Origin of the sequence: Xenorhabdus ehlersii (assembly GCF_003610465.1) — a bacterium.
Taxonomy (GTDB): Bacteria; Pseudomonadota; Gammaproteobacteria; order Enterobacterales; family Enterobacteriaceae; genus Xenorhabdus; species Xenorhabdus ehlersii.
Genome location: NZ_RAQI01000004.1, coordinates 1 through 24,946, shown reverse-complemented (window position 1 = coordinate 24,946; position 24,946 = coordinate 1). Strand labels below are relative to the sequence as shown.

17 protein-coding genes, 2 tRNA genes and 2 rRNA genes are annotated in these 24,946 nt (G+C 44.7%); 6 read left to right on the top strand and 15 right to left on the bottom strand.

What is annotated here, in order from left to right:
* Nucleotides 1-270: 270 nt before the first annotated feature.
* Nucleotides 271-1,530 carry a transcription termination factor Rho gene (gene rho / locus BDE27_RS12990; protein ID WP_074020680.1) on the bottom strand — a complete coding sequence of 420 codons (1,260 nt, stop codon included), beginning with the start codon at nt 1,528-1,530 and terminating at the stop codon, nt 271-273.
* A 738-nt stretch (nt 1,531-2,268) separates the two neighbouring features.
* Nucleotides 2,269-2,595 (bottom strand): thioredoxin TrxA, encoded by a 327-nt coding sequence (gene trxA, locus BDE27_RS12980; protein ID WP_099133093.1) that lies wholly within the window; start codon nt 2,593-2,595, stop codon nt 2,269-2,271.
* 119 nt (nt 2,596-2,714) lie between these two features.
* Between trxA and rhlB the strand changes: the two genes are divergently transcribed.
* Together rhlB and gppA are read left to right on the top strand one after the other, a co-directional pair.
* Nucleotides 2,715-3,998, top strand: coding sequence for an ATP-dependent RNA helicase RhlB (gene rhlB, locus BDE27_RS12975; protein WP_099133092.1), 1,284 nt, complete (start codon nt 2,715-2,717; stop codon nt 3,996-3,998).
* Between the two features lie 103 nt (nt 3,999-4,101).
* Complete coding sequence (gene gppA / locus BDE27_RS12970; RefSeq protein WP_099133091.1) at nt 4,102-5,610, top strand: guanosine-5'-triphosphate,3'-diphosphate diphosphatase; 1,509 nt, start codon at nt 4,102-4,104, stop codon at nt 5,608-5,610.
* Nucleotides 5,611-5,665: 55 nt separating this feature from the next.
* Here the strand turns inward: gppA and rep are convergent, their stop codons facing one another.
* Nucleotides 5,666-7,699 (bottom strand): DNA helicase Rep, encoded by a 2,034-nt coding sequence (rep, locus tag BDE27_RS12965; protein WP_099133090.1) that lies wholly within the window; start codon nt 7,697-7,699, stop codon nt 5,666-5,668.
* A gap of 260 nt (nt 7,700-7,959) precedes the next feature.
* Here rep and BDE27_RS12960 point away from each other — a divergent pair, with 260 nt between their 5' ends.
* A complete protein-coding gene (locus BDE27_RS12960) occupies nt 7,960-9,081 on the top strand; it encodes a class II histone deacetylase (protein WP_099133089.1) in 1,122 nt (373 codons plus the stop codon).
* A gap of 48 nt (nt 9,082-9,129) precedes the next feature.
* On the opposite strand, the gene ilvC is transcribed toward BDE27_RS12960, so the two are convergent.
* Nucleotides 9,130-10,608, bottom strand: coding sequence for a ketol-acid reductoisomerase (gene ilvC, locus BDE27_RS12955; RefSeq protein WP_099133088.1), 1,479 nt, complete (start codon nt 10,606-10,608; stop codon nt 9,130-9,132).
* Nucleotides 10,609-10,768: 160 nt separating this feature from the next.
* On the opposite strand from ilvC, the gene ilvY reads away from it, so the two are divergent.
* Nucleotides 10,769-11,650 carry an HTH-type transcriptional activator IlvY gene (gene ilvY, locus BDE27_RS12950; RefSeq protein WP_099133087.1) on the top strand — a complete coding sequence of 294 codons (882 nt, stop codon included), beginning with the start codon at nt 10,769-10,771 and terminating at the stop codon, nt 11,648-11,650.
* An 89-nt stretch (nt 11,651-11,739) separates the two neighbouring features.
* Here ilvY and ilvA read toward each other — a convergent pair whose 3' ends face one another.
* The 6 genes from ilvA to BDE27_RS12920 form a co-directional block, all read right to left on the bottom strand.
* Nucleotides 11,740-13,287 carry a threonine ammonia-lyase, biosynthetic gene (ilvA, locus tag BDE27_RS12945; protein WP_099133086.1) on the bottom strand — a complete coding sequence of 516 codons (1,548 nt, stop codon included), beginning with the start codon at nt 13,285-13,287 and terminating at the stop codon, nt 11,740-11,742.
* 2 nt (nt 13,288-13,289) lie between these two features.
* Entirely contained in the window at nt 13,290-15,140 is a 1,851-nt protein-coding gene (gene ilvD / locus BDE27_RS12940) for a dihydroxy-acid dehydratase (RefSeq protein WP_099133085.1), read from the bottom strand.
* An 88-nt stretch (nt 15,141-15,228) separates the two neighbouring features.
* Nucleotides 15,229-16,155, bottom strand: coding sequence for a branched-chain amino acid transaminase (locus BDE27_RS12935; RefSeq protein WP_099133084.1), 927 nt, complete (start codon nt 16,153-16,155; stop codon nt 15,229-15,231).
* Between the two features lie 24 nt (nt 16,156-16,179).
* On the bottom strand, nt 16,180-16,437 hold the full coding sequence (gene ilvM / locus BDE27_RS12930; protein ID WP_099133083.1) for an acetolactate synthase 2 small subunit: 258 nt from the start codon (nt 16,435-16,437) through the stop codon (nt 16,180-16,182).
* The gene (ilvG, locus tag BDE27_RS12925; protein ID WP_099133082.1) at nt 16,434-18,080 is read right to left on the bottom strand and encodes an acetolactate synthase 2 catalytic subunit; all 1,647 of its coding nucleotides are present in this window, start codon (nt 18,078-18,080) and stop codon (nt 16,434-16,436) included. Before ilvG ends, ilvM begins: the two co-directional genes overlap by 4 nt.
* Nucleotides 18,081-18,224: 144 nt before the next feature.
* Complete coding sequence (locus tag BDE27_RS12920) at nt 18,225-18,323, bottom strand: IlvGEDA operon leader peptide (RefSeq protein ID WP_099133081.1); 99 nt, start codon at nt 18,321-18,323, stop codon at nt 18,225-18,227.
* Nucleotides 18,324-18,924: 601 nt separating this feature from the next.
* On the opposite strand from BDE27_RS12920, the gene BDE27_RS12915 reads away from it, so the two are divergent.
* The gene (locus tag BDE27_RS12915; protein ID WP_099133080.1) at nt 18,925-20,451 is read left to right on the top strand and encodes a YifB family Mg chelatase-like AAA ATPase; all 1,527 of its coding nucleotides are present in this window, start codon (nt 18,925-18,927) and stop codon (nt 20,449-20,451) included.
* A gap of 62 nt (nt 20,452-20,513) precedes the next feature.
* On the opposite strand, the gene BDE27_RS12910 is transcribed toward BDE27_RS12915, so the two are convergent.
* Entirely contained in the window at nt 20,514-20,852 is a 339-nt protein-coding gene (locus BDE27_RS12910) for a MaoP family protein (RefSeq protein WP_099133079.1), read from the bottom strand.
* A gap of 115 nt (nt 20,853-20,967) precedes the next feature.
* On the opposite strand from BDE27_RS12910, the gene hdfR reads away from it, so the two are divergent.
* The gene (hdfR, locus tag BDE27_RS12905) at nt 20,968-21,819 is read left to right on the top strand and encodes an HTH-type transcriptional regulator HdfR (RefSeq protein ID WP_208638596.1); all 852 of its coding nucleotides are present in this window, start codon (nt 20,968-20,970) and stop codon (nt 21,817-21,819) included.
* A 252-nt stretch (nt 21,820-22,071) separates the two neighbouring features.
* Here the strand turns inward: hdfR and BDE27_RS12900 are convergent.
* From BDE27_RS12900 to BDE27_RS12885, 4 genes are all read right to left on the bottom strand, one after another.
* Nucleotides 22,072-22,147: transfer RNA gene (locus tag BDE27_RS12900), tRNA-Trp, on the bottom strand.
* A gap of 8 nt (nt 22,148-22,155) precedes the next feature.
* A tRNA-Asp gene (locus tag BDE27_RS12895) sits at nt 22,156-22,232 on the bottom strand.
* Between the two features lie 54 nt (nt 22,233-22,286).
* A 5S ribosomal RNA gene (gene rrf / locus BDE27_RS12890) occupies nt 22,287-22,402 on the bottom strand.
* Between the two features lie 81 nt (nt 22,403-22,483).
* Nucleotides 22,484-24,946, bottom strand: a 23S ribosomal RNA gene (locus BDE27_RS12885); the annotation flags it as partial.

Here is a 24,946-nt window from a genome sequence, read left to right as displayed (position 1 = left end):
GACACCGAACCCATAAGCTCTCCCTGTTAACAAAACAAAGAGTTCTAACTCATAAAATTAATCAAATAAACCATGCGATCTGTAAAGCGTGATTCATAATTATAAAACGTTCGGTTAGAAAAAATGCATCTAATCACCCGAAAAACATGCAAAAAACATACCATTTCAGGCAAATAGAATAAATATTCGATAAAAAAACGCCACAAAAATGTGGCGTTTTAGAGAAGCGAATGAATATTGCTTATTACGGAAATATCAATTTTACAAACACTATGAGCGTTTCATAAAGTCGAAGAACTCTTCGTTTGTTTTTGTCATAGCCAGTTTGTTGATAAGGAATTCCATCGCGTCGATTTCACCCATTGGATGAATAATCTTACGTAAGATCCACATCTTCTGTAGCTCATCCTGTGCAGTGAGCAACTCTTCTTTACGTGTCCCAGAACGGTTGTAATCAATGGCTGGGAAGACACGTTTTTCCGCAATCTTACGGGACAGGTGCAATTCCATGTTACCTGTACCTTTAAATTCTTCGTAAATAACCTCATCCATCTTGGAGCCAGTATCAACCAGCGCAGTCGCAATGATGGTCAGACTACCACCTTCTTCGACATTACGTGCAGCACCAAAGAAACGTTTTGGACGATGCAGGGCATTCGCATCCACACCACCAGTTAAGACCTTACCGGAAGCAGGAACCACAGTGTTATATGCACGAGCCAGACGGGTAATGGAATCCAGCAGGATAATAACGTCTTTTTTGTGTTCAACCAGACGTTTTGCCTTTTCGATCACCATTTCAGCCACTTGCACATGGCGGGAAGCAGGTTCATCAAAGGTTGAAGCAATCACTTCGCCTTTTACCAGACGCTGCATTTCGGTAACTTCTTCTGGACGCTCATCAATCAGCAAAACCATCAAAACACAATCTGGGTAGTTATGAGCGATGTTAGCCGCAATATTTTGCAGCAGCATGGTTTTACCCGCTTTTGGTGGTGCAACAATCAGGCCACGCTGACCACGACCAATCGGCGCTGCCAGATCCAGAACACGGGCTGTCAAATCTTCAGTAGAACCATTACCACGTTCCATACGCAAGCGGTTGTTAGCATGAAGTGGAGTCAGGTTTTCAAACAGGATTTTACTGCGGGCATTTTCAGGTTTGTCAAAGTTGACTTCATTAACTTTCAACAGGGCAAAATAGCGTTCACCTTCTTTTGGTGGGCGGATTTTCCCTGAAATGGTATCACCGGTACGGAGGTTAAAGCGGCGGATTTGACTAGGAGAAACGTAGATATCATCAGGACCTGCAAGGTAAGAACTGTCTGCGGAGCGGAGGAAACCAAATCCATCCTGCAATATCTCCAGCACACCATCTCCGAAAATATCCTCTCCGCTTTTCGCATGCTGTTTGAGAATAGAGAAAATGATGTCCTGCTTACGCATACGAGCCAGGTTTTCCAGCCCCATATTTTCGCCGAGAGTAATCAACTCAGATACCGGCGTATTCTTTAATTCGGTAAGATTCATAATGGTGGGTTCTTTAACTCGGGGTATATCTCGAACTATAAACGTGAATGGTATGGCAGCATTATCGATGCCTGTTTATTTGTACCAGAAACGAATAACACCTTCTAACATATTAAATTATATTACAAGGCAATAGTTTGAAGTACGTAGATTGATTTCAAAATAAGGCTGACAAACTGTCAAAACTATCATCTAACTATCTATGTGCCATATGTTATAACTATCTATAATAGATACAATTTTATAATGCGAACACTATTAAGGTTTAACAGTGGACACTATTTCAGCATACACATCTTTCAGCATAAACGTTTTTTAACATAAGCACTGTTAGCAGATTCTATACCTAACACCTAGCACAAGAAGGAGAAGGCTCGACATAAAAATGCCTAGGATAAAAACACTCGACTTAAAGATATTTAGCATTAGGACGTTATGAGTGTACTAAGCTATATACTGGATTAGCCGTATATAGACTCAGGAATTTTACCAAATGCGATATGTCATCAGATACTTCAGGTAACCCAGAGATAACAGATTTATCAGACACTACAAATTGTTTAGTATGTAACGTGCTTAATGTCAACTCTTTATATCAAATAAAGAATTCGCTCAAGCAAAGCTTCATACAAGCACATGGACGCTAACTTACCATGCTTCGTAGCGGACGTCTAGCGGTCAATGAGATAAATCATCTCATACGCCAAACGTCCGTAATTACTGTGACCTAATTCTAAATTATAGGTGTGGTTCCAAAAACTCTTTCAGTTGAGTTTTTGACAAAGCACCCACTTTTACGGCAACCTTTTCACCGCCTTTAAACAGAATCAGAGTTGGAATACCACGAATACCGTATTCTGGTGCTGTTGCTGGGTTATCATCAATGTTCAGCTTGCCAACTGTCAGTTTTCCTTCGTATTCTGTGGCAATCTCATCCAGAATAGGGGCAATCATTTTGCAAGGACCGCACCACTCAGCCCAGAATTCAACGAGAACAGGACCTTGTGCTTTCAAAACATCGTTTCCAAAGCCAGCATCAGTCAGAGAGATAATATTCGCACTCATTTTTTGCTCCAAAAGTAAAATCTTTTACAGTGTCAGTGTACATTAACCAACATAAGGGTGTCTTTATTTCAGCGGATACACTTTCTTAAAGCAATAGTTAACTGATATTCTACCTTACTATGAGCAAAACACATTTGACAGAAAAGAAGTTTTCCGACTTCGCATTGCACCCCAAAGTCTTAGAAGCCCTTGAAAAAAAGGGGTTTTCCAACTGCACGCCGATACAGGCGCTAACATTGCCTTTAACTGTCGAAGGCCGAGATGTTGCGGGGCAAGCACAAACCGGAACGGGCAAGACGCTGGCATTTTTGGCGTCTACTTTTAATTACTTATTGACTCACCCTGCGAAGAAAGAGCGTAAAACTAATCAGCCAAGAGCACTGATTATGGCGCCTACCCGTGAATTGGCGGTTCAAATATACTCTGACGCAGAAGAATTAGCACAAGTCACTGGGTTGAAAATGGGTCTTGCCTACGGCGGTGATGGCTATGATAAACAGCTCAAGGTTCTGGAAGCTGGCGTCGATATCGTCATTGGCACAACAGGGCGTTTGATCGATTACGCAAAACAGGGCCATATCCATCTTGGTGCCATTCAAGTTATTGTACTTGATGAAGCGGATCGCATGTATGACCTGGGCTTTATCAAAGATATTCGCTGGTTGTTCCGTCGGCTCCCCGCGGCTACAGAAAGAATGAATTTGCTATTTTCCGCAACCCTCTCTTATCGAGTGCGTGAACTGGCTTTTGAGCAGATGAATAATCCTGAGTATGTGGAAGTGGAACCGCTGCAAAAAACCGGGCACCGCATTAAGGAAGAGCTATTTTATCCTTCCAACGAAGAGAAAATGCGTCTGCTACAGACTCTGCTGGAAGAAGAGTGGCCTGATCGCTGCATTATTTTTGCCAATACCAAACACCGTTGTGAAGACATCTGGGCCCATCTGGCTGCTGATGGTCATCGGGTTGGTTTGCTGACTGGTGATGTTGCACAGAAAAAACGCCTGCGTATTCTTGAAGAATTCAGCTTGGGCAATCTAGACATTCTGGTTGCCACAGATGTTGCCGCCCGAGGGCTGCATATCCCATCAGTGACACATGTATTTAACTATGATCTACCCGATGACTGTGAAGATTATGTTCACCGGATTGGTCGGACAGGCCGTGCTGGAGAAAGTGGTCATTCTATCAGTCTGGCATGTGAAGAGTATGCGCTGAACTTACCAGCCATTGAAGAATATATTCAACACCAGATACCTGTTAGCAAATATAACAGTGATGCATTGCTAAAAGATCTGCCAGTACCTAAGCGTCGTAATCGCACCCGCTCAGGGGGGCATCCACGGCGTACCAACATACCACGCCGTGGCAATGCAACACGTAACAGTAAGCGCCCAGGCTAAAATGACGCAATGCTGAATAATGCTGGAATAGTACGATCGGTATTGGAATAACGTAATGTTGAAATAACACGATGCTGAAACAACACAGGCCGGAATAAATACTATGCTAAGTGCTTCTTCGCTTTATGCGGCTATCGATTTAGGCTCAAACAGTTTTCACATGTTGGTTGTCCGTGATGTATCCGGCAGCATTCAAGTCGTTACTCGCATCAAACGCAAAGTCAGGCTGGCTGCCGGATTAGATAAAAATAATCATTTATCACAACAGGCAATGGAACGAGGATGGCAGTGCTTGCGCCTCTTTTCCGAATATCTGCAGGATATTCCTGTCTCACAGATCCGCATTGTTGCTACCGCAACCTTGAGGCTGGCAAAAAATTCAGATGAATTTACCAGAAAGGCCTCAGAAATATTAGGCAAACCTGTTCATGTGATCAGCGGCGAAGAAGAGGCCCAGCTAATTTATCAAGGTGTCGCTCACACGACCGGCGGGTCTGAAAAGCGACTTGTTGTAGATATTGGTGGTGCCAGTACCGAATTGGTAACCGGTATCGGCGCCAAAGCCAACCAGCTTTTCAGCCTTGAAATGGGCTGTGTTACCTGGCTGGAACGTTATTTCAATGATCGCCGCCTGACAGCAGAAAACTTTGCTAATGCAGAAACTGCTGCACATGATATTCTCAGCTCTGTTACCCCTAAGCTGCTTGAGCAAGGCTGGAACGTTTGTGTAGGAGCTTCCGGCACGGTACAAGCCTTGCAGGAAATTATGATTGCTCAAGGTATGGATGAACTGATCACCCTATCCAAACTCCAGCAACTTAAACATCAGGCGATTGGGTGCGGCAAGCTGGAAGAGTTAGAAATTGATGGGCTGACACTGGAACGGGCGTTGGTTTTTCCAAGTGGATTGGCAATCTTAATCGCCATTTTTCAGGCATTGAATATCGAAAGTATGATATTAGCAGGCGGCGCACTACGTGAAGGTCTGGTTTATGGGATGCTGAATTTGTCGATCGAACAGGATATTCGGGCAAGAACCCTGTGCAATATTCAGTATCGCTTTCAACTGGATATTGAACAGGCACAGCGTGTCAAACAGTTAGCCGAAAATTTTTGCCAACAAGTTGCTAATTCATGGAAATTGGACGAACGTTGTCGTGAGTTATTGGTCGGTGCCTGTTTGCTCCATGAAATAGGCCTGTTTGTTGATTTTCGTCAGGGACCTGCACATTCCGCTTATTTGATAAGCCACTTGGATCTGCCTGGTTATACTCCTGCCCAAAAACGACTGTTGGCTATTCTATTGAAAAATCAAAGCGGTCCAGTGGATCTGGCATCACTTAGTCAGCAAAATGCTGTGCCATCGCTACAGGCACAAAAGTTATGTCGCTTATTGCGGCTGGCAATTATTTTCGCCAGCCGTCGGCGGGATGATACTTTGCCAGCTTTACGATTACAGGCGAAAAATGAAACGCTCATCATCACCTTGCCCCATCAATGGCAGATAAAACACCCGCTCAGAACTGAAGCATTACAGCAAGAAACGAAGTGGCAGAGTTATGTCCAATGGTTATTGTTGTTTGAAGAGCAAAATAATGCTCGTCTCGGCTAAAGTTTCTACTTTATTCCCCTGCACTTATCCATAAATGCAGGGGACTATTATCGTACTATTTATTATTGTCGGTTTTCAGCCCAAGTCCCAGACGGGATTTAATGTCGGCAAGTCGCGATTGCCCCTGTTTCATCCTTTCCTCTGCGCTCATCACCCGCTTACCTTGTGGCCAATCCAAGTCATCCTGCGGCAACTCAAGCAAGAATCGGCTCGGTTCTGGACGGATAAGTTCACCAAACTGGCGACGCTCTTTGCTGAAAGTGAAAAAAAGTTCTCTCCGCGCGCGCGTAATGCCCACATAAGCCAAACGACGCTCTTCCTCAATATTGTCTTCATCAATGCTGCTTTGGTGAGGTAACAAACCTTCTTCCATACCCACCAAAAAAACATAGGGAAACTCCAGCCCTTTGGAAGCATGTAACGTCATTAACTGAACCTGATCCAACTCTTCATCTTCCTCGCCTCTCTCCAGCATATCCCGCAACGCAAAACGCGCCACGACTTGGGAAAGAGACATTGACTCATTCAAGTCATCTCCCTCCAGCATTTCACTCATCCAAGTGAAAAGTTGGTTGACGTTCTTCATTCTCATTTCAGCCGCTTTTGGGCTGGGGGAGGTTTCATATAACCAACTTTCGTAATCCATGCCACGCAGTAAGTCTCTCACCGCCAGCAGTGGCTCCCGCTCCGCCTGACGAGCTATTTCGTCCATCCAGTGGGTAAAGCGCTGTAATGCAGCCAAACCACGCCCTGTTAAATGCTGTTCCAGCCCAAGATCAAAACTGGCTTGATATAAGCTCTTGCTACGCTGATTCGCCCATTCCCCCAATTTCTGGATCGTCACCGCACCGATTTCTCGTCGTGGTGTATTGACGATACGTAAAAATGCACTGTCATCCTCAGGATTGGTCAAAACACGCAAATAAGAGAGCAGGTTTTTAATTTCAGGCCGAGAAAAGAATGATGTTCCCCCCGAAATTCGGTAAGGAATGCGGTTTTGCATCAACATTTTTTCGAAGATACGGGATTGGTGATTACCGCGATATAAAATAGCGTAATCTTTATATTCCGTTTTATTGATAAAGTGATGAGCGATCAACTCCCCCACCACACGCTCAGCTTCATGATCTTCATTGTTCGCTTCGATCACCCTGAGCGGATCACCATACCCCAATTCCGAAAAGAGTTTTTTTTCAAAAACATGGGGATTGTTGGCTATCAGAATATTCGCCGCTTTCAATATCCGCCCTGATGAACGGTAATTTTGTTCCAGCTTAATCACATTCAACTGCGGGAAATCATCCTTCAATAAAATCAAATTCTGTGGACGAGCACCACGCCATGAATAAATGGATTGATCATCATCCCCAACCACGGTAAAACGTGCGCGATTACCCACCAATAATTTCACCAGTTGATATTGACTGGTATTCGTATCCTGATATTCATCCACCAGCAAGTAGCGAATTTTATTCTGCCAACGCTCCCTGACTTCCTCATCATGCATTAACAGCAAAGTTGGTTTGGTAATTAGATCATCAAAATCGAGAACATTACAACTATTCAGGTGCAAGTCATAACGACGGTAACATTCTGCAAACTGGTGTTCCTGCGCTGAACGTGCCATTCTCATTACTTGTTCTGGCGATATTAAGTCATTCTTCCAGTTAGAAATGTTCGAAATCAGTTTTTGTAGCAGATCTTTATCTTCTTGCAGCAAATCCGCAGTGAGATCTTTTAGCAAAGCCATCTGATCTTGATCATCAAATAATGAGAAGTTACTTTTCATTCCCAGCGCTTTGTATTCACGCTTAACGATCTCCAATCCCAAGGTATGGAAAGTCGAGATCATTAATCCCCGAGTCTCCTTACGACCCAAGGTTTGGGCAACACGTTCTTTCATCTCACGTGCCGCTTTGTTAGTAAAAGTGACTGCCGCAATATGGCGAGCCTGATAACCACAGGTGCGGATCAGGTGAGCAATTTTATTGGTGATCACTCGAGTCTTGCCGGAGCCCGCACCCGCCAGAACCAGACAAGGTCCTGTTACAAATTCAACCGCTTGTTGTTGGCTTGGATTTAATCGCATACTGTTTTGAAAGTTATATCTAAAACTCATTCATTTTATTATTAATCTATATGATAAATTACAAAATAATTTTTTCATTAATAACTTAAATTACTCAGGCCAAATATATCAATATTGATTCTATTGTAATTGAAATACATAGGATCTATTTAACTACGTTGATGTTATAACCATCAATTGCGCTTACTGACTACAATCAATATACCAAATAGATTTCAAGTTGCAGCTTGAAAGATAAATGGAATCAAAGAGGATGTAATATGTTACGTAAAACAGGCTTTTTCTTTGATGAACTCTGTTTCTGGCATAATTCGGGATTATCACACGTTATGACATTTCCGGTTGGAGGATGGGTACAACCTCCCAACGGTGCAGGACATGCAGAATCACCGGAAACAAAACGCAGAATGAAAAACTTAATGGATGTTTCGGGATTAAGTCATTCATTGCAACTGCGTGGTGCTGAACCTCTTGATGATGCAACGCTGAGACTGGTTCATACCGAAGAGTATTTACAGCGCTTTAAGACCGTGAGTGATAATGGCGGAGGAACATTAGGCTCAGAGGCACCAATAGGACAAGGTAGCTATGAAATAGCCAAACTATCCGCCGGACTAACTTATGCCGCAGTAAAAGCGGTGTTACAAGGCGAGTTGGATAATGCCTACAGCCTTTCCCGTCCCCCCGGACACCACTGCCTGCCAGATCAAGCAATGGGATTCTGTTTCCTTGCCAATATTGCCCTCGCCATTGAGCATGCAAAAGAACAGCTTGGGGTTGGTCGAGTCGCAGTCATTGACTGGGATGTTCACCACGGCAATGGAACCCAACATATCTTCTGGGAACGTGATGATGTTTTGACTATTTCACTGCATCAAGATGGCTGCTATCCCGAAGGCTATAGTGGCGAGGAAGATATCGGGGCGGGTAAAGGAGAAGGGTTTAATATCAATATCCCATTGATGGCAGGAGCTGGGCACAATAGTTATCTTTATGCTATGGATCAGATTGTACTCCCTGCATTGCGACGTTACCAACCCGAGTTGATCATCATTGCCTGCGGCTATGATGCCAATGCGTTTGATCCTCTGGCACGAATGCAATTGCACAGTGACAGCTTCCGTGAAATGACCCGCAGGGTACAGCAAGCAGCCGATGAGTTGTGCCATGGCAAGTTAGTCATCGTTCACGAAGGGGGATATTCTGAAGCCTATGTGCCTTTCTGTGGGTTGGCTGTCATGGAGGAATTAAGCGGTGTACGCACTAAAGTCAACGATCCTGCGCTAAATATGATCCAATCGCAGCAACCGAAAGAACGATTTGAAGCATTTCAGCGACAAGCCATTGATGAACTAAAATTGAAATTCGATTTGCAAGAATGAAAGAACTGCCTGCCCGATAAAGTCACTTCGGGCAGGATAAACATGATATTAGCCACCGACTGCAATGCGTTTCATATCTGTCATATAGCCACGCAAAGTACGACCGATAACTTCAATCGGATGGTTACGGATCGCTTCATTCACATCACGCAACTGCGCATTATCAACGCTACGATCTGCAACTTCTTTTCCTAAGTCCCCTGCTTGCAAGGTTGCCATAAATTTCTCTTTCAGCAACGGAACAGCGACATATGAGAACAGATAGTTACCGTATTCTGCAGTATCAGAAATTACCACGTTCATTTCATACAAACGCTTGCGAGCGATGGTATTCGCAATCAACGGCAGTTCATGCAAAGATTCATAATAAGCAGACTCTTCGATAATGCCAGTATCTACCATCGTCTCGAATGCCAGTTCTACCCCCGCCTTGACCATTGCAACCATCAGGACGCCATGATCAAAGTATTCCTGCTCACTGATATGCCCTGTGTAGTCTGGGTAATTTTCGAACGACGTCTTACCGGTTTCCTCACGCCAAGCCAGCAAATTCTTATCGTCATTTGCCCAGTCTGCCATCATTGTGGAAGAAAATTCACCAGAAATGATGTCATCCATATGTTTCTGGAACAGAGGAGTCAAAATAGTTTTCAGTTGTTCAGATAAGGCATAGGCACGCAATTTTGCTGGATTAGAAAGACGATCCATCATCAATGTAATGCCACCCTGTTTCAGCGCTTCAGTGATAGTTTCCCAACCAAATTGAATTAATTTTCCGGCAAAACCGGGATCAACACCATCAGCAATCAGTTGGTCATAACACAACAAAGAACCAGCCTGTAACATGCCACACAGAATGGTTTGTTCTCCCATCAAATCAGACTTAACTTCTGCTACAAAAGAAGATTCCAGTACACCCGCCCGATGTCCCCCTGTTGCGGCTGCCCACGCTTTCGCGATCGCCATCCCTTCGCCTTTTGCATCATTTTCTGGATGTACAGCAATCAGAGTAGGCACACCAAATCCACGCTTATACTCTTCACGCACTTCCGTACCCGGGCATTTAGGCGCAACCATCACAACGGTGATATCTTTGCGTATCTGCTCACCCACTTCGACGATGTTGAAACCGTGGGAATAGCCCAGTGCTGCACCTTCTTTCATCAAGGGTTGCACTGCCTGAACCACCGCTGAATGCTGTTTGTCTGGTGTCAGGTTGATAACCAAATCAGCCTGTGGAATTAATTCTTCATAAGTGCCAACCTTAAAACCATTTTCGGTTGCCTTACGCCATGATGGTCGTTTTTCATCAATCGCTTCTTTACGCAAGGCATAGGCAATATCTAAACCAGAATCACGCATATTGAGACCTTGGTTTAGCCCTTGCGCACCACAACCAATGATCACCACTTTCTTGCCTTTCAAATACCCTGCTTCGTCAGCAAATTCTTCCCGCGCCATAAACCGACATTTGCCTAACTGCGCCAATTGTTGGCGTAAGTTCAATGTATCAAAATAATTAGCCATGGTGACTCCGATATAATAATTAGGTGTGAGGTCGTTTGCATAGAAACAATATATGACATGCAAGCCATTGCTGAAATTGATATATTAACAAGACTATATTGCAGTTTATGCAACAAACTTTTTCACGGCAAACAGCCTCTCGATAAAAGGCCTAAAAACGATGGATCTACGTGATTTAAAACTGTTTTTACACCTTGCAGAAAGTTGTCACTTTGGCCGCTCAGCTAAGGCCATGCACGTCAGTCCATCCACACTTTCACGCCAGATCCAGCGTCTTGAGGAATTATTGGGGCATCCGCTTTTTCTGCGGGATAACCGGACAGTAAAATTGACCTTAGCCGGTGAACAATTCAAACAATTTGCCCAGCAAACTCTCCTGCAATATAAACAGTTACAGCATTCATTAAACCACCAAAGCCCATCACTAACGGGAGAGTTACGTCTATTCTGTTCAGTCACGGCTGCGTATAGCCATCTTCCACAAGTATTGGATAAATTTCGGGCAGAACATCCCCTGGTGGAAATTAAACTGACAACAGGAGACGCTGCTGATGCCGTTGATAAAGTTCAATCCGATGCTGTGGATTTAGGGATTGCAGGTAAGCCAGAGAAACTGCCTGATAATGTCAGCTTTACCAAAATAGGTGAAGTACCACTGGTACTGATTGCTCCTTCTCTGCCTTGTGCCGTGAGAAATCTCGCTACCCAGGAACACCCCGACTGGAATAATATCCCTTTTATCCTGCCTGAGCACGGCCCTTCCCGCAAACGTATTGAACTGTGGTTCCGCCGACATAAGATCCTGCACCCCGTCATTTACGCGACAGTTTCCGGCCATGAAGCGATTGTTTCTATGGTAGCATTAGGTTGTGGGATTGCACTGATCCCTACGGTTGTTGTCGAAAACAGTCCTGAACCTGTGCGTAACCGTATTTCACTGCTGGAAAATATTGCTTTGGTCGAGCCGTTTGAATTGGGTGTCTGTGCGTTGAGTAAGCGCTTGGGCGAACCGTTGATTAAGGCATTTTGGGCGCTATTGTAGTCTGGATTTCGTCATGATCTGAATATATAAAATCAGCAAAACAACTTCCCTTTGGAAGATATTTTGCTGTTTATTTAATTGATTTATGACTAAGTCAGAAATAATTTAAACGAAGGATTATCGGTTTCATCATGGTATTCATAGCCCAACACATTCAAATGGCGATCAAAACACACTTCTGGCCCTGAAAGCTCAAAGGCAGCCAATACACGCCCATAATCCGTGCCATGACTACGGTAATGAAACAGCGTGATATTCCAATGAGTCCCCAGTGTCTGCAAAAATTTCAGCAAAGCACCTGGAGATTCAGGAAAAGCAAAACTAAACAATCGCTCCTGCAATGGCTTGGATGGTCTGCCACCGATCATATAACGAACATGCAGCTTCGCCATTTCATCATCCGTAAAATCGGCGACTTGATACCCTGATGATTTTAATTCTTTAATGATTTCACGACGTTCAGCATTTCCCCGACTCAATCTGATACCAACAAAAATGCAGGCCTGATTTGGATCTGTCGCATCCGAATAACGATAGCTAAATTCAGTCACAACACGAGTACCCAGTATCTGACAGAACTGTAAGAAGCTTCCCTTTTGTTCAGGGATCGTCACTGCCAGCAAGGCTTCGCGTTGCTCTCCAAGCTCGCAGCGTTCTGAAACGTAACGCAATCCATGAAAATTCACATTAGCCCCAGAAAGAATATGTGCCAGCCGTTCTCCCTGAATCTGATGTTGCTGGACATATTTCTTCAAGCCTGCCAGCGCCAGCGCACCGGAAGGTTCTGCAACCGCCCTGACATCTTCAAAGATATCTTTCATCGCAGCACAGATAGCATCACTGTCTACCGTAATAACATCATCGACATATTGCTGGCATAAACGAAACGTTTCGTCGCCAATGCGTTTGACAGCTACGCCTTCCGCGAATAATCCAACTCTTGGCAAATCGACCGGATGCCCTGCTTCCAGTGCCGCTTTCAAACAGGCAGAATCTTCGGCTTCCACACCAATGACTTTCATTTCAGGTACAAGCTGTTTGATCAGAACGGCAACCCCTGCAATCAACCCGCCACCACCAACCGGAACAAAGATGCGATCAAGATGAACATCCTGCTGTAGCAACTCCATTGCCAATGTAGCCTGGCCTGCAATCACGACAGGATGGTCAAAGGGTGGAACGAAGGTGTAACCGTGCTCTTTTGCTATCTCAATGGCTTTTGCCTTTGCTTCATCGAAGTTCGTACCATGCAACAAAACCTCTCCACCAAAACTGCGAACTGCATCGACTTTAATATCCGCTGTCGCTATCGGCATAACAATAGTGGCTTTTATGCCAACCTTACTGGCCGATAATGCAACACCTTGCGCATGGTTGCCTGCGGAAGCCGTGATCACACCTTTGCTTTTTTGCTCTTCCGTCAAACCTGCGATCATCGCGTACGCACCGCGCAATTTGAAACTATGTACCAACTGGCGATCTTCCCGTTTAACCAAAATAGTATTGCCTAAACGTGCAGAGATTTTTTTCATTTCCTGTAAGGGAGTGACTTGAGCAACATCATAAACTGGCGCACTCAATGCCGCCTTGAGATATTCCGCTCCCTTGGGTTCAGTATTAAGAGGATAAACCGCCACAATTAACTCCCCAGTTTGGTTTTATCGCGCACAGCGCCTTTATCAGCACTGGTCGCCAATGAAGCATAAGCACGTAATGCCAAAGAAACCTGACGCTCACGGGACTTAGGTGTCCACGCTTTATCTCCGCGAGATAATTCAGCCTGTGTACGCTCTGCCAGTGCTGTTTCCACCACATCCAACTGAATTTTACGATTTGGAATATCAATATTGATAATATCACCGTCATAAATCAGGCCAATCAAACCACCATTTGCCGCTTCTGGAGAGACATGACCAATAGATAAGCCCGATGTTCCGCCTGAGAAACGCCCATCCGTAATCAATGCACAACTTTTCCCCAATCCCATCGATTTCAGATAGGTGGTAGGATAGAGCATCTCTTGCATACCTGGGCCACCTTTCGGCCCTTCATAACGAATAACAACCACGTCTCCCGCCACTACTTTTCCACCAAGAATGGCTTCTACCGCATCCTCCTGGCTCTCGTAAACTTTGGCTGGACCACGGAAAGTCAGGATTTCTTTATCAACGCCTGCTGTTTTCACAATGCAACCGTCTCTTGCAATGTTGCCGAACAAAACAGCCAGCCCACCATCCTGACTGTAAGCATGATTACGTTCACGAATACATCCTGCCTCGCGATCTGCATCCAACGACGGCCAACGACAATCTTGTGAGAAAGCTTGTGTGGTACGAATTCCCGCCGGCCCCGCTGCATACATCCGCTTAACATTTTCATCTTTTGTCAGCATGATGTCGTACTGGGCCAATGTTTGTGGTAAATCCAAACCCAAAACATTTTTCACATCGCGATACAAAAGACCAGCCCGATCAAGCTCACCCAGGATACCAATCACACCGCCAGCACGATGGACGTCTTCCATATGGTATTTCTGGGTGCTCGGAGCAACTTTACATAAATGCGGCACCTGACGAGACAGACGATCAATATCCGTCATCGTGAAGTCAACTTCAGCTTCCTGCGCTGCGGCCAACAAATGCAGAACAGTGTTAGTCGATCCCCCCATCGCAATATCCAATGTCATCGCATTTTCAAATGCCGCTTTGGTCGCAATATTACGTGGGAGAGCGCTATCATCATCTTGTTCATAATAGCGCTTAGTTAGTTCAACAATGCGTTTACCGGCATTGATAAACAGAGTTTTACGATCAGCATGAGTAGCGAGCAATGAACCATTACCTGGCTGTGAAAGTCCAAGCGCTTCGGTCAAACAATTCATCGAATTCGCCGTAAACATACCTGAGCAAGAGCCACACGTCGGACAGGCAGAACGTTCGATTTGCTCGCTCTGTTCATCACTGACATTTGGGTTGGCGCCCTGAATCATGGCATCGACCAAATCCAGTTTAATCAGTTGATCGGATAATCGCGTCTTACCCGCTTCCATTGGACCACCAGAAACAAAAATAACCGGAATATTCAAGCGCAAAGATGCCATCAACATGCCTGGCGTGATTTTGTCGCAGTTGGAAATACACACCATAGCATCAGCACAGTGGGCATTGACCATGTATTCCACCGAGTCAGCAATCAACTCACGCGAAGGTAACGAATAGAGCATTCCACCATGTCCCATTGCAATACCATCATCAACAGCGATGGTATTGAACTCTTTCGCAACTCCCCCTGATGCCTGAATCTGTTCTGCCACCAGCTTGCCAAGATCACGCAAATGTACATGTCCTGGCACAAACTGCGTGAATGAGTTAACAACCGCAATAATAGGTTTTCCAAAATCTGCATCTGTCATACCTGTGGCTCGCCATAAGGCACGGGCTCCCGCCATATTGCGGCCATGAGTCGTCGTGGCAGAACGGTATTTAGGCATTGTCTTCACTCCCATGTCAGTCTTATCAATTAACTTCAGCAATCAAAACAGGCGGGGAACGACCGCCTGTTGAGTTTTATATTTTTTATTAAGGATTAACTGGATCCAACCAACCCCATTTATCTTCTGTCGTACCATCAAATAAGCCAAAGAACGCACTTTGAATTTTTTTAGTGACGGGGCCACATTTGCCGATACCCACCTGAATACCATCTACACTACGAACCGGAGTGATCTCCGCAGCCGTTCCTGTCATGAATACTTCATCCGCTAAATAAAGCGATTCGCGAGAAAGTACCTGTTCACGAACTTCCAGGCCAAGATCTTGTGCCAACTTGATGATGGCATCACGGGTGATCCCTGGCAAAGCAGATGAAGCAAATGGCGGCGTGAATAGAATTCCGTCCTTCACTTCAAATAAGTTTTCGCCCGCACCTTCTGAAATATAACCATGAACATCCAGGGCAATACCTTCCTGATAACCATGACGTCGTGCTTCACTTCCCACCAACAAAGAAGAGAGATAGTTGCCTCCCGCTTTTGCGCCTGTAGGGATCGTATTTGCTGCCATGCGATTCCATGAAGAAACCATCGCATCAATGCCCTGATCTAAAGCTTCCTCACCGAGATAAGCTCCCCACGGAAAAGCAGCAATGATAACGTCTGTTTTGTAACCAGCAGGTGGGTTTACTCCCATTCCAACATTACCCACAAATATCAATGGGCGAATGTAAGCACTGACCAATTTATTTTTACGCAGCGTTTCACGGCAAGCTTCCATCAATTCGTCCACACTTTGACTCACTGGGAAACGGTAAATCTTGGCTGAGTCACGCAAGCGCTGCATATGTTCACGATGACGAAAAACAACGGACCCTTTGTGGGAGTCATAGCAACGAATCCCCTCAAATACCGAAGTACCATAATGTAAGGCATGGGACATAACGTGAACTTTAGCATCTGCCCAAGGCACCATTTCTCCATTGAACCAAATATAATCAGCTTGCTTTGTCATTCTCAGTTTTCCTTCAATGGCGCATTATGCGCTTATTAATCGTGATTCTTTGTTTTTGATCTCAACACCAGCAACATCCACCAATTTCATCAGTTGAGAAAAAAGTAAATTAACTGGACGTTGGCTAGACACGGTGAGTTCAATATTTACATTATCACTATCTGTTATATGATCCATATTCAATGCGCATATCTGAAACCCGCGGTGACGGGTAACCCTCAGAATCCGTTCCAAAATCTCAGGGCAAAACCGCGCCTTAATAGCAAGTTGATGCTGTCTCATAATGATTTCTCCAACATGGTTTCGTTGCTTGCGCCTGGTGGAACCAATGGCCAGACATTCTCTAATTCATCAATAGACACATGTAATAAATACGCACCCTCACTGTTGAACAAAGCATCCAATGCTTCGTCCACTTGTGCTTTGTCAGTAACTCTCTGTCCCGGAATACCAAACGCCCGCGCCAACGTAAGAAAATCAGGATTATCAGTTAAGATCGTTTCGCTATAACGTTTGTCAAAAAACAACTCTTGCCACTGACGAACCATGCCCAATCTTTGGTTATCCAATAAGATCAGTTTGACCGGCAATTGCTTGCGTTTAATAGTGCCTAATTCTTGAACATTCATCATAAAGGAGCCGTCACCAGATATGCAGATAACCATATCTTCAGGACGAGCCATCTGGGCACCAACCGCCGCTGGAATGCCGAATCCCATCGTGCCTAATCCACTTGATGTGATGAAATTTTCTGGTTGACTAAAAGTCATGTGCTGAGCAGCCCACATCTGATGCTGCCCAACATCGGTTGTGATAACTGTGCTGGACGAGGCACGTTCAGAAACCTGCTTCAGCAGCAACGGAGCATAAATGCTTTCGCCCTGACAGTCATAACACCATGCATGTTCGTTTTTTAATTGTTTGATTTTTTGTTGCCAGGCTTGGATCGATAAAGGTTGTTGTAAATGAGGCAATAGGGTTTTTAAATCACCCAATAATGAAACATGAGTCTGACGTAATTTATTAAATTCAACAGGATCAATATCCAAATGAATAACTTTGGCTTTAGGTGCAAAAGTATTCAACTTTCCTGTAACACGGTCATCAAAACGCGCCCCAACGGCAATTAACAAATCACAGGATTGAACGGCAAGGTTAGCGGCTTTAGTACCATGCATCCCTAACATTCCCAAATAACATTCATGTTTAAAATCTGCCGCTCCCAAACCTTTCAATGTGGAAACAACGGGAACACCCGTTTCAGATACAAAATTACGCAATTCAGGAACAGCACCAGACATGCCAACCCCTCCACCCACATACAAAATAGGTTTCCGAGATGAAGCTAACAATTGACGAGCAAATTCAATCTCTTGTTTTGGAAGAGAAAATTTAGGGGATATCGGTATTAAATAGGGGGCAAAATCACCTTGTGCTAACTGAATATCTTTTGGTAAATCAATCAGAACAGGGCCCGGGCGACCATTCATGGCAATGGAGAAAGCATCGGCCATGATTTGAGGTAATTTTTCCAGTGAATCAACAAGAAAACTGTGTTTTGTACAAGAAAGAGACATTCCCAGTATATCGATTTCCTGAAAGGCATCTGTCCCGATAAATTCAGAACTCACCTGACCCGTAATAGCGACAACAGGAACGGAATCCAATAATGCGTCAGCCAATCCCGTGATTAAGTTTGTCGCTCCTGGCCCTGATGTCGCGATGCAAACGCCTGGCTTACCACTTGCTCTCGCATAGCCAATAGCTGCCATAACAGCGCCTTGTTCATGGCGACACAAAATGTGCTCAACACCACCATCATACAGCGCATCATAAACTGGCATGATTGCTCCACCAGGATAACCAAAAACTTTTTCAATTCCCTGTTTTCGTAATGCCTCTACAACCGATTGTGCCCCGTTCATTGCCGTCTCCCCTGTTACGTTTACCTTGCTGTTGGCTGTTGCGATGTTTTGTTACTTCTATTTTGTCGAACTCAGTATCAGACCTAAAAAAAAACCCCCGCGCCTTTCGGTGCGGGGGTTTTTGGAATCTGGCTATTCTTCTGTCTAAGCCGTTCTTCGTCCAAGTGCAGCCCCGCACGGTGGAATAATCACCACCACGCTAATAATTAGGCTAATCACTAGGACAAAGACAAATGCGTTCATAATTCTATTCGTTTTTAATTTGTATGCTTGACGTATATTTAAGAGTTATCACTTTCTATGATTATTGACAACGATTATTTTTGTTTTTTTATAACAAAATTATTTTATTCATATTTTTCATTTAGATAACTAAAAAATAGATAAATCCACTGTAATTCACTCATTTTTATTTCAGAAAAAATTGCCATCTGTTTGTTTAGTAAAATAATTAATAAATAAAATAATAAAAAAACGAGTTAATCGTCTAAGTCTCGATAACATGGCAAAAATACGATCAAAACTAATTTTTATGATTAACTATTATCATAGTTAATAGTATATATGCTCAAGATTAATTAAATTAATCTTATGTATTTTATCAAGTTATAGTTATCGATGAGTACCACTTATTCCCGCTCGATTTTTTTATCATAAAAATTCCAGCTTGTTAGATTATTCATATATAACATTATGTTATTATTAAAATCCAAACAACTGAATGGTTGTCAGTATAATCATAGTGATAAATATATTTACGAACCTTTTCACAAAATAAAGAAAAGCGACTTTTCATTATTTTTTATCGATCCATGATAACTGCTTTCTTGCTAAGGAGAGCATCATGGCACTGGCCGTTATTCATACACGGGCAACAATTGGTATTGATTCCCCTATCGTCACGATAGAAGCACATATCAGTAATGGTTTACCCGGTCTCACCCTTGTTGGTTTACCTGAAACTACCGTAAAGGAAGCCAGAGATCGTGTCCGAAGCGCTCTGATCAATAGTGGTTTTACTTATCCACCCAAAAGGATTACCGTCAATTTAGCACCCGCAGATCTCCCCAAAGAAGGGGGAAGATATGATTTACCCATCGCTATTGCAATTTTAGCTGCATCGGAGCAGATCCCGACAGATAAGCTACATAATTATGAGTTTTTAGGTGAATTAGCACTCTCTGGTGAAATACGGCAAGTTACGGGAGCAATTCCCGCAGCATTGAGTGCAAAAAGGGCAGGAAGACAACTGATCCTTTCCTCAGAAAACCAAGCTGAACTTGCAATTTTGTCTCAAAACGAAACGCTAATGGCAAATCATTTACTGCAAATCTGCCATTTCTTACAAGGAGAAAATGCGACCTTATCCTCTCCTTCTCCTGTCGAACTACAGACTGAATCATTTATTTTGGATATACAGGATATTATTGGGCAGGAACAAGCTAAACGGGCACTGGAGATCACAGCCGCTGGCGGTCATAATCTTCTGCTGCTCGGTCCTCCAGGCACCGGCAAAACTATGCTTGCCAGCCGATTATGTGGTTTATTACCACCATTGACGCATCAGGAAGCTCTAGACGTCGCTGCAATCAATAGTTTAGCGGGATGCCCCGTTAATCCTCAAAAATGGCATATACGCCCGTTTAGAACCCCTCATCACAGTTCTTCAATGGCAGCTCTTGTTGGGGGAGGCTCAATACCTAAGCCGGGAGAAATTTCTCTTGCCCATAATGGTGTGTTATTTCTAGACGAATTACCTGAATTTAATCGCAGTGTCCTTGATGCCCTACGGGAACCGTTAGAATCTGGCGAAATAGTAATATCCCGTGCCAGAGCAAAAGTCCGATTTCCTGCCCAAGTTCAATTGATTGCAGCCATGAACCCTAGTCCAACCGGCTATCATCAAGGAATACATAACCGAAGTAGTCCACACCAAGTATTACGTTATCTCTCTAAACTATCAGGCCCTTTTTTAGATCGTTTTGATCTCTCTATTGAAGTTCCCCTTCTTCCTCCAGGAATTTTAAGTCAATCATCAACAAAATATGGAGAAAGTAGTCAAGAAATCAAAAAACGCGTAGCAAAAGCAAGAAAAATACAAATAGAGCGCTGTGGGCACATCAATGCCCGTCTCAGTAGCAAACAAACCGAAGATATTTGCAAAATTAACATGGAAAATGCGGTTTTTCTGGAAAATACTTTATTGAAATTAGGACTATCTATACGTGCCTGGCACAGAATACTTAGGGTTTCTCGCACAATTGCAGACTTAAAAGAACAAACAAGAATAGAAAAACCAGATATTATGGAAGCACTCAGCTACCGAAGTATGGATAGGTTACTTATTCAATTACAGAAGCAGGCTGGATAAGTTATCGGTTAGAAGAGGGACAACTGCCCCTCTTGGATAGATGATTAATATTAATGATGGTATTAATCATCAGTATCGGTATAGTCCTCTGAAGAATCAAGCTGCGGTTTTCCACCGGAAAGGGTATGAAAACGTTTTGGACGGCTAATTTTTGCCAAATATTTAGTCCATACCTTTTCTTCTGTCGTTGCAGGTGCACGTTCACCACGGCAAACTGCAACAAACAGTTTTTCTTCTTCTGTTTGAGGTTCACGTTTACCAAGGTCCAATTCATTGAACGCATGACCATAACGTTCTAGCAATTGAGCCTCTTTGATGGTGAAATCACCATGACGGGAAAATCCACGTGGATAATTTTTATTATCAAAAAAACGATTAGTCGTGATGAAGCTTTCAGCCATCTGACACACTCCTAACTCTAAGTCATACTAATTATGGCGCGGAGTATTAGGGAGGCTTGACATTCTGTAAAACAAAATATTTAAATCTTAACGACAAAAACTATTGGAGATGCATGTGGATACTGAATTACTGAAAACCTTTTTGGAAGTCAGTAAGACTCGTCACTTTGGTCGGGCAGCTGAATCGCTCTATTTAACACAATCCGCTGTTAGTTTTCGTATCCGCCAACTAGAAAATCAGTTGGGTACCAATCTATTCACACGGCATCGTAATAATATCCGCCTAACAGCAGCTGGAGAACGCCTAGTACCTTATGCAGAATCACTAATGAGTACCTGGCAATTGGCGAAGAAAGAAATCAATTATGTCGCCCAGCATACAAAACTCTCTATCGGCGCTACAGCATCCCTATGGGAAAGTTATCTAACATCCTGGATAAATACATTTTATCAACACCATCGGGAAACAAGAATCGAGTCTTTCGTTTCAACACGCCAGTCGCTAGTCAAACAATTGCATTCTCGTGAATTGGATCTCTTAATTACCACTGAACCGCCCAAAATGGATGAGTTTCAAAGTCAGTTGATAGGTAATATCCAGCTTATTTTATTAACAACCCTGAATAACATTGATAAGACAGTAGAAAATTATATTAAATTAGAGTGGGGAGCTGATTTTCACCAGCAAGAACAACAAATCTTAAAGAACGATCATCCACCTATCATTACAACCACATCAGCACATATTGCCAGAGAATTATTGGATAGCGTTAATGCTGCAACCTTCCTTCCTGTACATTGGCAAGAAGAATATCCGAAACTCGTTGCCTTACCTAATAATCAGTTAATAGAACGGCCATTGTACGCTGTATGGCTACAAAACAGTGACCAACAAGCGCTTATCCAACACTTATTAAAAATTCCTGTTGAGAAAGCACCTGTAACTAACCAAAAACAACTTTTATAGCAAAACTATAGAAAAATAAGGATTGATGTACGGTATAGAGCGAGCAAAGGAGTATCACCCGCAAAGAAATTAGAATCACACGAGACTAGAAGTTAAAAACTATATGTCAGTAAAAATATAGGTCAGAATTGCAATATGTTAGAGCCATAGTACGTTAGAGCTGTACAAAAAATGACAAACAACAAAAAACCCAGCTAACTTTAGCTGGGCTATTAATCTGAAAGCTATATCAATTATTACTTATTTGTTAACTGGCAGGGGCGGAGAGGCTCGAACTCCCAACACCCGGTTTTGGAGACCGGTGCTCTACCAATTGAACTACGCCCCTAAATACGGTGGCGGTGCGGACGGGACTCGAACCCGCGACCCCCGGCGTGACAGGCCGGTATTCTAACCAACTGAACTACCGCACCACCGAATTTCTTTATCCTGCTGCCTTTTATGCCGGCAACACTTATAAATTGAATGTCTGGCAGTGTCCTACTCTCACATGGGGAGACCCCACACTACCATCGGCGCTACGGCGTTTCACTGCTGAGTTCGGCATGGGATCAGGTGGGACCACCGCGCTGTTGCCGCCAGACAAATTCTGTTTTCAATCCCGAACAAGCCTGCTTTCTCTGAAACTTCTCTCTCTCAAACCCCAAAACACCTTCGGTGTTGTCAGGTTAAGCCGCACGGGTCATTAGTACCGGTTAGCTCAACGTCTCGCAACGCTTACACACCCGGCCTATCTACGTCCTCGTCTCGAACGTTCCTTCAGTGTCCTCTAGGGACAAGGGAAGACTCATCTTAAGGCAAGTTTCCCGCTTAGATGCTTTCAGCGGTTATCTCTTCCGCACTTAGCTACCGGGCAGTGCCATTGGCATGACAACCCGAACACCAGTGGTGCGTCCACTCCGGTCCTCTCGTACTAGGAGCAGCCCCTTGCAATCTTCCAACGCCCACGGCAGATAGGGACCGAACTGTCTCACGACGTTCTAAACCCAGCTCGCGTACCACTTTAAATGGCGAACAGCCATACCCTTGGGACCTACTTCAGCCCCAGGATGTGATGAGCCGACATCGAGGTGCCAAACACCGCCGTCGATATGAACTCTTGGGCGGTATCAGCCTGTTATCCCCGGAGTACCTTTTATCCGTTGAGCGATGGCCCTTCCATACAGAACCACCGGATCACTATGACCTGCTTTCGCACCTGCTCGAGCCGTCACTCTCGCAGTCAAGCTAGCTTATGCCATTGCACTAACCTCACGATGTCCGACCGTGATTAGCTAACCTTCGTGCTCCTCCGTTACGCTTTGGGAGGAGACCGCCCCAGTCAAACTACCCACCAGACACTGTCCGCAACCCGGATAACGGGCCGACGTTAGAACATCAAACATTCAAGGGTGGTATTTCAAGGATGGCTCCATGCAGACTGGCGTCCACATTTCACAGCCTCCCACCTATCCTACACATCAAGGCTCAAGGTTCAGTGTCAAGCTATAGTAAAGGTTCACGGGGTCTTTCCGTCTTGCCGCGGGTACACTGCATCTTCACAGCGAGTTCAATTTCACTGAGTCTCGGGTGGAGACAGCCTGGCCATCATTACGCCATTCGTGCAGGTCGGAACTTACCCGACAAGGAATTTCGCTACCTTAGGACCGTTATAGTTACGGCCGCCGTTTACTGGGGCTTCGATCAAGAGCGTCGCCTTGCGGCTAACCCCATCAATTAACCTTCCAGCACCGGGCAGGCGTCACACCGTATACGTCCACTTTCGTGTTTGCACAGTGCTGTGTTTTTATTAAACAGTTGCAGCCAGCTGGTATCTGCGACTGGCCTCGGCTCCGAAAGCGTGTTTCTTCACCTAACGCCAGCGTGCCTTCTCCCGAAGTTACGGCACCATTTTGCCTAGTTCCTTCACCCGAGTTCTCTCAAGCGCCTGAGTATTCTCTACCTGACCACCTGTGTCGGTTTGGGGTACGATTGACCATAATCTGACGCTTAGGGGCTTTTCCTGGAAGCGGGGCATCAGCAACTTCAGCACCGTAATGCCTCGTCATCGTGCCTCAGTGTCTTGGATAACCGGATTTGCCAAGTTATCCCACCTACACACTTAAACCGGGACGACCGTCGCCCGGCTTGCCTAGCCTTCTCCGTCCCCCCATCGCAATTATGGCCAGTACAGGAATATTAACCTGTTTCCCATCGACTACGCTTTTCAGCCTCGCCTTAGGGGTCGACTCACCCTGCCCCGATTAACGTTGGACAGGAACCCTTGGTCTTCCGGCGAGCGGGTTTTTCACCCGCTTTATCGTTACTTATGTCAGCATTCGCACTTCTGATACCTCCAGCAAACCTCACAGTTCACCTTCACCGGCTTACAGAACGCTCCCCTACCCAACAACACATTCGTGTCGCTGCCGCAGCTTCGGTGCATGGTTTAGCCCCGTTACATCTTCCGCGCAGGCCGACTCGACCAGTGAGCTATTACGCTTTCTTTAAATGATGGCTGCTTCTAAGCCAACATCCTGGCTGTCTGAGCCTTCCCACTTCGTTTCCCACTTAACCATGACTTCGGGACCTTAGCTGGCGGTCTGGGTTGTTTCCCTCTTCACGACGGACGTTAGCACCCGCCGTGTGTCTCCCGTGATAACATTCTTCGGTATTCGCAGTTTGCATCGGGTTGGTAAGTCGGGATGACCCCCTAGCCGAAACAGTGCTCTACCCCCGAAGATGACTTCACGAGGCGCTACCTAAATAGCTTTCGGGGAGAACCAGCTATCTCCCGGTTTGATTGGCCTTTCACCCCCAGCCACAAGTCATCCGCTAATTTTTCAACATTAGTCGGTTCGGTCCTCCAGTTAGTGTTACCCAACCTTCAACCTGCCCATGGCTAGATCACCGGGTTTCGGGTCTATACCCTGCAACTTAACGCCCAGTTAAGACTCGGTTTTCCCTGCGGCTCCCCTATGCGGTTAACCTTGCTACAGAATATAAGTCGCTGACCCATTATACAAAAGGTACGCAGTCACCCTGATAAATCAAGGCTCCCACTGCTTGTACGTACACGGTTTCAGGTTCTCTTTCACTCCCCTCGCCGGGGTTCTTTTCGCCTTTCCCTCACGGTACTGGTTCACTA

Bases quoted from the DNA above. Each gene is read 5' to 3' on its own strand.
- rho (WP_074020680.1), bottom strand. From the start codon at position 1,530: ATGAATCTTACCGAATTAAAGAATACGCCGGTATCTGAGTTGATTACT.
- trxA (WP_099133093.1), bottom strand. From the start codon at position 2,595: ATGAGTGCGAATATTATCTCTCTGACTGATGCTGGCTTTGGAAACGAT.
- rhlB (WP_099133092.1), top strand. From the start codon at position 2,715: ATGAGCAAAACACATTTGACAGAAAAGAAGTTTTCCGACTTCGCATTG.
- gppA (WP_099133091.1), top strand. From the start codon at position 4,102: ATGCTAAGTGCTTCTTCGCTTTATGCGGCTATCGATTTAGGCTCAAAC.
- rep (WP_099133090.1), bottom strand. From the start codon at position 7,699: ATGCGATTAAATCCAAGCCAACAACAAGCGGTTGAATTTGTAACAGGA.
- BDE27_RS12960 (WP_099133089.1), top strand. From the start codon at position 7,960: ATGTTACGTAAAACAGGCTTTTTCTTTGATGAACTCTGTTTCTGGCAT.
- ilvC (WP_099133088.1), bottom strand. From the start codon at position 10,608: ATGGCTAATTATTTTGATACATTGAACTTACGCCAACAATTGGCGCAG.
- ilvY (WP_099133087.1), top strand. From the start codon at position 10,769: ATGGATCTACGTGATTTAAAACTGTTTTTACACCTTGCAGAAAGTTGT.
- ilvD (WP_099133085.1), bottom strand. From the start codon at position 15,140: ATGCCTAAATACCGTTCTGCCACGACGACTCATGGCCGCAATATGGCG.
- BDE27_RS12935 (WP_099133084.1), bottom strand. From the start codon at position 16,155: ATGACAAAGCAAGCTGATTATATTTGGTTCAATGGAGAAATGGTGCCT.
- ilvM (WP_099133083.1), bottom strand. From the start codon at position 16,437: ATGAGACAGCATCAACTTGCTATTAAGGCGCGGTTTTGCCCTGAGATT.
- ilvG (WP_099133082.1), bottom strand. From the start codon at position 18,080: ATGAACGGGGCACAATCGGTTGTAGAGGCATTACGAAAACAGGGAATT.
- BDE27_RS12920 (WP_099133081.1), bottom strand. From the start codon at position 18,323: ATGAACGCATTTGTCTTTGTCCTAGTGATTAGCCTAATTATTAGCGTG.
- BDE27_RS12915 (WP_099133080.1), top strand. From the start codon at position 18,925: ATGGCACTGGCCGTTATTCATACACGGGCAACAATTGGTATTGATTCC.
- BDE27_RS12910 (WP_099133079.1), bottom strand. From the start codon at position 20,852: ATGGCTGAAAGCTTCATCACGACTAATCGTTTTTTTGATAATAAAAAT.